At 55.5% G+C, this 8107-nt stretch carries 3 protein-coding genes; all 3 read right to left on the bottom strand.

Annotated features, from left to right (window positions below):
* Positions 1-31 precede the first annotated feature (31 nt).
* Positions 32-2113: a translocation and assembly module lipoprotein TamL gene (tamL, locus tag KK078_RS30015; protein WP_254094679.1), complete on the bottom strand. Its 2082-nt coding sequence runs from the start codon at positions 2111-2113 to the stop codon at positions 32-34.
* Positions 2110-7110: a translocation/assembly module TamB domain-containing protein gene (locus KK078_RS30010; protein WP_254094673.1), complete on the bottom strand. Its 5001-nt coding sequence runs from the start codon at positions 7108-7110 to the stop codon at positions 2110-2112. The genes tamL and KK078_RS30010 overlap by 4 nt, the downstream gene beginning before the upstream one ends.
* A 175-nt stretch (positions 7111-7285) precedes the next feature.
* The coding region (locus KK078_RS30005) for a glycosyltransferase (protein ID WP_254094671.1) at positions 7286-8107 on the bottom strand (822 nt) is incomplete at its 5' end.

The following is an 8107-nucleotide window of genomic DNA, read 5'->3' as shown; positions in this document are numbered from 1 at the left end:
CGTAGCAGTCTCGCGGGCTAGTAGATGTGTATCACAGACAGATTCTGTACTCTGCGTTTGCTTCAAGTTTAATGTCACCACGCTGGTCGATAAAAAAGGCCTTGTCGAGATCCAGCAGATAAGAGCCCGGGCCGATCGAGCGGGCGGGAAATGCCCGGATACTGTTCGAGCCCCCGATCGCAAATTGCTTGATATACGGCATGATCGTGGAATTGCTATAGGCATAGCCGATGCCCGCAACAGCGCGCGTGGCAAGCTTGCTGTGACGTTCCCATTGCCAGTAATACCGGAAGTCGAAGTCACCGCGCACGTATTGCGAATAGGGCGAGTTAAACAAGGTATATAATTTTCTGCCGTCCTCTTCCAACCCGGGTTTTATTCCGCTGACGCGCTGGATGCTGTTCAGCAGGTTGCCGGCTACATCGATGTTGCCATTGAAATAGAAATTGTGTTCGCGAAATTTGCGACGCTCATACTTTTGGGCGACTTCTTCGGAAAGTTGGGTATTCAGCGTATACGAATAGCGTGTGCCGGCTATAAACTGGTCGACAAAAGAGCCGGCGAGTATGGTGTTGCCGCGCAGCAAGGAATCGAATTTAGGCGTCGTTTTGGTCTCCACATAAGCAATGTCGATCGGGAAGAGCTCATGGCTTTTGGCAGACGACTCCCGCCAGTTATACCCATACCCGATGTTGAACGAGTTTAGCCGGTAATATCGCATCCGGTTCTGAACATTGACAGCCGCCTTGAATACCGTCTTCGGCAGGTATCGGCTGGATTTATAGTCGATCCTGATCGGAGTAATAAAGCGTGGTATGGTCAGGCTGGACTCCAGGCCCAGCTCCAGCGAGTTGACCGGCTGTGACACTTGCTTGCTGACCTGTACTTCATACGCCGACGTGAGCTTGAGCTGAAACAGCTCCGCCCCCCGCAGGAAATTCCGGTTCGTGAACGTGAACGCCACACCCGGGCCTACAAAGTTGTTGGACTTGGACGTAGCCTGCACTTCCGCCCGCAGGGACTTTTTCTTCAGGGGTGTCAATAGGATCTGCGCGTCGAGCAGGGAAGAGTCCTGGCGGGGAGATTCCGTGAACTTGATGTTTACAAATTTAAAGGTGCCCAGGCCCATCAGGTGGCTCAGCGAGAGCTCGCGTGCCTCGCGGCTGTACAGCGCCCCTTTCTTCAGGTTGATGACATCGGTAATGATGCGTGGACGGAACGCGTGTTTGTTGTCTATATAGCGGTAGTGGTTGACCAACGCCGTATCGTATCCTTTTCCGGGCAGCGTGTCGGTGGAAAGGACGTAATTCGGCAGGACGTCGATCTTGTCAAGCCGGTAGATCTTCCGGGCGCGTGGCGGAATGTCTTTCTCCAAACGCAACCGAAGGTCTACTTTTTTCTTGCCCACGGTGCTGTCCGCCTCGAAGATCAGGTAGCGGTCGTCGAAATAAAAGAAGCCTACGTTTTCAACTTCCTCTTCAATGCGCTCCTGTTCTGCCTGCAGACGCTCCAGGTCGTAGCGGATGTTGGGACGGAGAATGGATTTTTCGCGCAGCGTACGCAGCACCGCGGCATACGTACTGTCGCGCCCCTTGGGGTACGTGATGGTTTGCAACCGGTAAGGTCTGTGCAGCTCGGTGTGGTATATAACGGTGCTTTGTGTCTTGCCCTTCTTTACCTCGGGCACTACTTTCGATTCAAAGTAGCCTTCATTATTCAGGTAGCCGGCCAGCAGCTTGGCCGAGCGCTCGGGTGTCGCATCGCGTAATAACACGGGCTCCTGGCCGATCTTCTTTTTCAGAAAGCTCCGCAGGCCCTTTTCCTTTTTCGGTGTGCCGACTACATAGTACACCCACACCCAGGGGCGTGATCCTAAGATCTTGTCGTTCGGTTTGGGCACGATATACTCCTGCATTTCTGTTTCCAGCGTACGGCGACGGCGAACGTTGCCTTGCGGCATTTCAAAATCGATCTCGGCGCCATTGTAAAACGTCTCACCCGGCGGCAGGTACCGGGTCGCCGTACAGCCGGGGAGTAATAAAACGAACAACAACATCGGGATGGACCATCCCGAAGGGACACACGGAAAGCGGGAGAGACGGTGTTTAATCATTTTTCCGTGGCGTTGGATTTAAAAAGCTCGCGGAGGACGTCATAGTCTTTTATATAAATGAAGCCGGCGCCGGTCTCGATCAGCTCGCCGTCGATCATGTCATAATTACTGTTGCGGAAACCGGTGACACGCAGGCGTCCGTCGGGTGTCAGTTTATATTCCAGGGCCAGGTCGCCGATATAGTCGGCTACGGAGTTCTGGTTGGAAGTCTCGCCTTCAACGTCTACGTTACCCGATACTTTTACCACCAGGCGTTCGTCGAAGAGGGTTTTCGAAAGCCCCAGTTGGAGCTGCGTCTGACCCTGCGCCTGCCCGGACGAGTAATCTTCATAGGATTTCAGGTCGACTGTCAGCTCGACACCCTTCACGTTGTCAGACAACCGGTTGAGCTGTTCCGTCAGGAGCTTGCTCACACTGCGCCGGGCCGAGGCTGAAACATCCGAGCCACCCTGTGTCTCGAAGGGGTTTTCGGAAATAAATCGTTTTAATACCAGCAAGGCAAAGACCTGTTTATTGAGGTCCGACTCGCGGGTGTTGATGTCTTTGATGCGCGCATAGATCTCACCACCGAGCGCGTCTTGTTCTTCCTGGGGCATGTCAAGCTCAAAGCTGATGTCGGGCGTCATCAGGTCGCCTTTGATATTGAGGTATACCAGGAAGGGCAGGCGCTGGCGGTAGCGAAGGTCCTGCTGCGACCCCGTCGTGAGCTGGGCGGCCACGAGGTCGATCGGTGACGTCTCCACTTCGTAGATCGCGCGCAGGTTGAGGTCCGCGCCCATGATATCACCCGACCACATGATGTAACTGCCTTTCTCGATCTTGAACTCACGCTTCACCAGCTTGTAGAACGACAGGTTGTACGTGCCCTCCGTTACTTCGTAGCGACCCGAGAGCTGCATGTCGCCCGACGGGCTGATGTCGAGCGTCAACGTCGAGTTGCCTTTTACACTGAGCTTGTCGCCCGTGACCGGGTCGATCACGATGCTGAAGGTCTCGCTGTCTTCCAGCTCGATGTTGGCCGTCAGGTCAATGCCCTTGAAAGACGACTTGACGGTGTCTTTTAAGTTGAGTGAATTCAGAAACGGGTCTTTTTCGGCATCACGGTCCACAAATTCAACAATTCCCTGTTGCTCCAATACGCCTTTTTCGGACTGGGGCACTACGTAGGTGAACTCGCTGTCCTTTGCCATGCTGGCCTCCATTTGAATTTTAGGCAGATTAGACGTGCCGGTAACGATGGCCTTGGTGTTGATGCGTACGTTGCCATAGAAAAGGTCGTTGTCCGTTGCCTGGGTGTTCAACAGCTGAAAGTTCTGAGCATTCACGCGCAGGTTGAGATCGAACTCGGCAAAGCCCACCGTCCGGATCGTGCCATCGAAGCGGGCCGTATTGTTTTGAACATCGCGGATCGTGAAATCATCGAGCGTGAGTCCCGTGCCGGTAAGTTTGATGACTTCATCCTTCAACAGGAATTTACTACCGGCAAGGGCGGGGATAAACTCGGCGTCGCGGAAACGGAGCGCGCCGTCGATCTTGGGCGCGGCCGACTCGCCGTCGACCTTTACCTCCCCCGTAAGCTGGCCTTTCAGGTTTTTCACCTGCCCGAGCGTAAGCGGCTCGACAGACGCGAGATCGAGTTTGTGGAGGGTGGTGGTGAAATGTATTTCGGGTTTCGGAATGTTGGAGACGAAGTAGCCCGCCGCGACCACGTCGATGTCATCGCCTTCCAGCCGCAGGTCGACGTTGAAGGGACCGTGCGCGGTCTTACCGAGTTGCAGGGCCAGGTCGCCCCAGCCGCGTTCCAGGATCTCCAGTCCGTGTATATAGGCCGTAGAGTTGAACGAACCGCCCTCGGCTGCACTGAGCGTCACATCGCCGTCGATGACGCCGGCGAGGGGCGTGGTACCTTCCACGATGCTTGTGATGTTACGCAGATCCACCTGGTTGAATACAACCGAGAGCGTTGAGTCGCGGTCCTCTTGTTTCACCAGCAGGATGCGCTCAGGGCCTTTGGCAATGTAAAAGTTGTTGGGCACAATGCCGGCCGCCGTGAAGCGCAGGGTGTTATACAGGGGCGTCTTCCAGTCTTCATAGTTCAGCATGACCTGCCCCGGCAGGAAACGAAACTGGAAGGCGTCTTCGAAACTGTTGAATACGCCGCCGAGGAGATATTTTTCTTTTTGCAAGGAGTCCAGAATGATCAGCCGGGTATGAATGGAGTCGTTCAACACGTCGCCGGTCAGCTTGATCTCTTCGATGTGGAGCGTGTCCAGGCTCACCTTCTTGAGCCGGAAGGTATAATCCAGCGACTGCTTGTCGGACGTTACCACCAACCCCACAGAGTCGAGCGCAATGCTGCTATACCGGATCCGCGACAAGTTCAGGCGCAGGTCGAGCTTGTCGTTGCGGCTGTCGAACTCACCGGCGATCTCGCCGGGTACAAAGGGCTCCAGCTCGGGGAAGATGATCTCTGTGAGCAGGTCCGTGTTTTTGATCACCAACGCAAACTTAAAGTCCTGCTGTGCGGCAGGTTTTTGATAGGTCGTGTCGCGTAGCGAGAAGTATTGGTTGATGTGGCGTGTCAGTACTTCGGGCATGCTGGCCAGGTTGATGGTTCCCTCGAAGTCGCCGGAGAGTATATCCGAGCGCACGGTGATCTTGCTTGTGCCTTTCTGGTCGACTGAGACAAACAGCAACGAATCTACACGATAGAGCTTGCTGCCGTTAAAGACCGCAAACTTGCGGATGTCCACGTTGCCGTTCAATACTTTAAAATCGGCGGTAACCAGATCGACCTCCAGCGTGCCGCGTGTACGCAGCGGACGCTCGGAGAGGTGCAACGCCTGGAAGTCGGCGTTCTTTAGTTCGAGCTTGAGCTTGTAGCGTGGTATATTCCCCTGGTAATCCAGATCGCCCCGGAGGGTTACATCCAGGTTGGGATCGTGCAGCAGGGCGGTGCCGGAAAAGAAGAATTTCTTCAGCGTTCCATCCATGCGAAAGTCTTTATAGGTATAATCACTGTACTGCAGCTCGTGTACCGTCAGCTTGAGGGCCGCGTCGATGTCTTCGAGCTTCAGCCCCCGACCCTGGGCACTGGCGTCGAGGTCGAGGATTCCCAGGGTAGAGTCTTGCTGAAGCAGCTTGCCCAGGTTGAATTTATTCAGGCTGACGCTGCCGCGGTAATTTTCCCGCGCCAGGGAATCGAGGTTTAACGCAAGGTCGGCGTCGAGCGAGCCGAGGTCGGTCTTGAGCGTGGCTTTTGCCACGGGAGCCGTGAGCGTACCCCCGAAGTTGCCGGTCAGGTCCAGCCACTCCGGTAATGTGATGGATTTTGGTAATACCGAGTCGGCCACCACGGTCTGGATATCGGTACGCGTCGTATGTAGCTTAGTGAGCTGCAAGGCCAGTTGCGTTTGCTGAACATCGGGCAGACCTTTGACGGTACCGGAAGCAGCGAAGGTCGTATTCGATAAGGCCCGCACCGTGAGCCGTTCAACACGCAGGTCCTTGACTTTGCCCGAACAGGCCAGGTCCGCACGTACGATGGCACGCGGATCCATATTGATCGGAAGGCTGTCAAGCACCGAAGGCAGCAGGAACCGGATGTCTTCCAGCGCAATCGACGTATTGGTCAGCGCAATCTCTATCGAAGCGTCCGGATATGTGGTCGACAGCGTCTCGAAGGAAGTAAAGGCAGCCTGCGCGTCGAGGTTGATCGTTGTACGCGGCGAGGTCAGGTGAAAGTCTTCGACCCGTACGGCATGGTCCGTCATGGCAAAACGGCTTTCAAATCCGGTCAATGCGAAGCCACTCTTATCACGGAAGGAAAGCGCCTCGACGGTACCCGAGAGCGCCAGACCCTTCATCGTCAGGTCCTCACCCTCGAAGTTAAATTGTGTCAGCCAGAAATGGTTGAAGTCTACCCCCTGTGGTTGCAGCGGTTGATTGAAGTTATCGTATTGAAGGATGTTGTCGGCCAGCTGCAGGTTCTCGATGCCGAACTGCCACGGCCTGATCTGTGTCGTGTCGGTGGAAGCCACGGCGGCGGTATCGGCCGGCGCCAGGCGCGAGGAGTCGACCGTAAGCTGGTGGTAGGATACGAACGATTGACGCAGCGTGAGCTCGTTCAGCAGGATGATCTGGCGGTCCAGGTCGAATGTGTTGACGTCGACCCCGGCATCGGCAATGTCGGCTTGCAGGGCCTGACCGGCATGAAGGTCTTCGTAGCGCGCGTGGATACGTTGAAGCCGGATGGATTCGAATCCCAGCGTAACAGACTTTTGTGTCGTGTCCGACGGAGCCGCCGTGGTAGCGACTGCCGGCGCCCGTTCGTGTTGTATAAAATGGCCGCGCGTATCTTCGATCGTAATGGAAGCTGCACGGAAGATCATCTGCTCCAGGTCGAACTCGTCCATGCTTACTTCCAGAGAGGCGGTCCTGAGCGCCAGATCCATACCCGACACCGCATCGGTATACACCGCACGGGTGTTGGTAAGCGCTACGTCTTCAACGGTAAACACCCACGGGGCGGCCGTAGTGTCGGTTACTTCCACGGTGGTGGTATCGGGCGCGGTGAACGCGGCAATGATATAATCGAAATTAAAGGCGCTGTCGGGCAGGGTGCGGTGGATGTTAGCGACGATGCCGTCGAGTTGTACCTGGTTGAGCTCGATCTTTTTTTGGGTGAGCCCCCAAAGGTCGGTGTCGACGCCCAGCTTGCCGGCATACAATAAGGTGTCGCGCTGCTGGTCCTCTACATAGAGGCCCTCCAGCACAATCTTTTTCGGGAATTGCACGCTGACATAGTCGAGGCGGACCTCGGTGCCGATCTTCTTATGCAGGAAACCGACGGCCGCCTGCACGACCCGGTTTTGTACGGAGGGTACGCGCAGCAGCAGGATGACGGCCATAAGCAGCACCACGATGGAGAGTGTGATCCATCCGACTACCTTCAACAGCTTGACCAGGTATTTTTTTAGCTTCCAAGGCTGATACATTGTTGCCACGTCGTAAGCACCGGAAATAAAACTGTGCCATTGTCAATTTACATTCTGGCGACAAAATTCCACAGCAACCTTGCCGATAAATCGGGCACCCTGGGTAGGGGGCTCCTCAATAAGAGGTGGTTAACCGTCTTGTAAACGATTAACCCCCCGGAGAGCGCTATAGACTTTACGAACGAATAAATTTCTTTTCGGTGTGCAAAAACTCCTTCCGTCCCACCCGCACACGGAACATATTCACCACCATGGAAGTAATGATGCCCGGCAGGCGGGAGAGGGACATCAGCGTGTGCCGGGTCCTATACCGGGCCGGCACAAACGAGAGGGTCGCGAGGGTATAGGCTCCGATCACGACCGTCCACCAATGGATGCCCGGTATCAGCAACGTCGTATCGACCATGGCGTCGACCGCGCCCAGGGCAACCACGGCCAGGATCAGCGCCACAAAGAAGGAGCGGGGCAGTATGAGATAGTGCATGATCTTGTTCAGCAGGTGCCGGTCGATGGGCAGCGCCAGCATGTCGCGGTCCAGGAAGCGGCCCATGTGTTTCAGGTGAACTTCGATCCAGCGCAGCCGTTGTTTTTTTAGTGTTTGTACATCGGCAGCCTTTTCATCATAAATATAGGCCCCGGCAATGTACTCCACCGGTACGTTCATTTTAAGCAGTTGCAGGTCGATCTCTTTGTCTTCGCCCGTATCGTGCAGGATAAACTCCTGGTTAAAGATCGCTTTCAGCAGATCGAACTCGAACGCCATACCCGACCCGGCACACGTTGCCGAAAGCCCGAGTGACCGCTGGCCCCGCCGGAAGATGACGTTGTTCAGTTCTTCGTTGATACCTTCCAGTAACGCCACGGGTGTGTTCAGGTTTTTGGCAATGCGCCGGCACTGCGCCGCGCGGGCGCCCCGGGCGAACGCGTGGTTTACTTTCTCCAGCGTGCCGGGTGACATGATGTTGTCGGCATCGAGCACAAACGCGATATCATAGCG

Source organism: Dawidia soli, assembly GCF_018598185.1.
Classification (GTDB): Bacteria; Bacteroidota; Bacteroidia; order Cytophagales; family Cyclobacteriaceae; genus Ohtaekwangia; species Ohtaekwangia soli.
The sequence above is the reverse complement of the archived record's forward strand: the minus strand, read 5'-3'. Positions and strand labels throughout refer to the sequence as shown.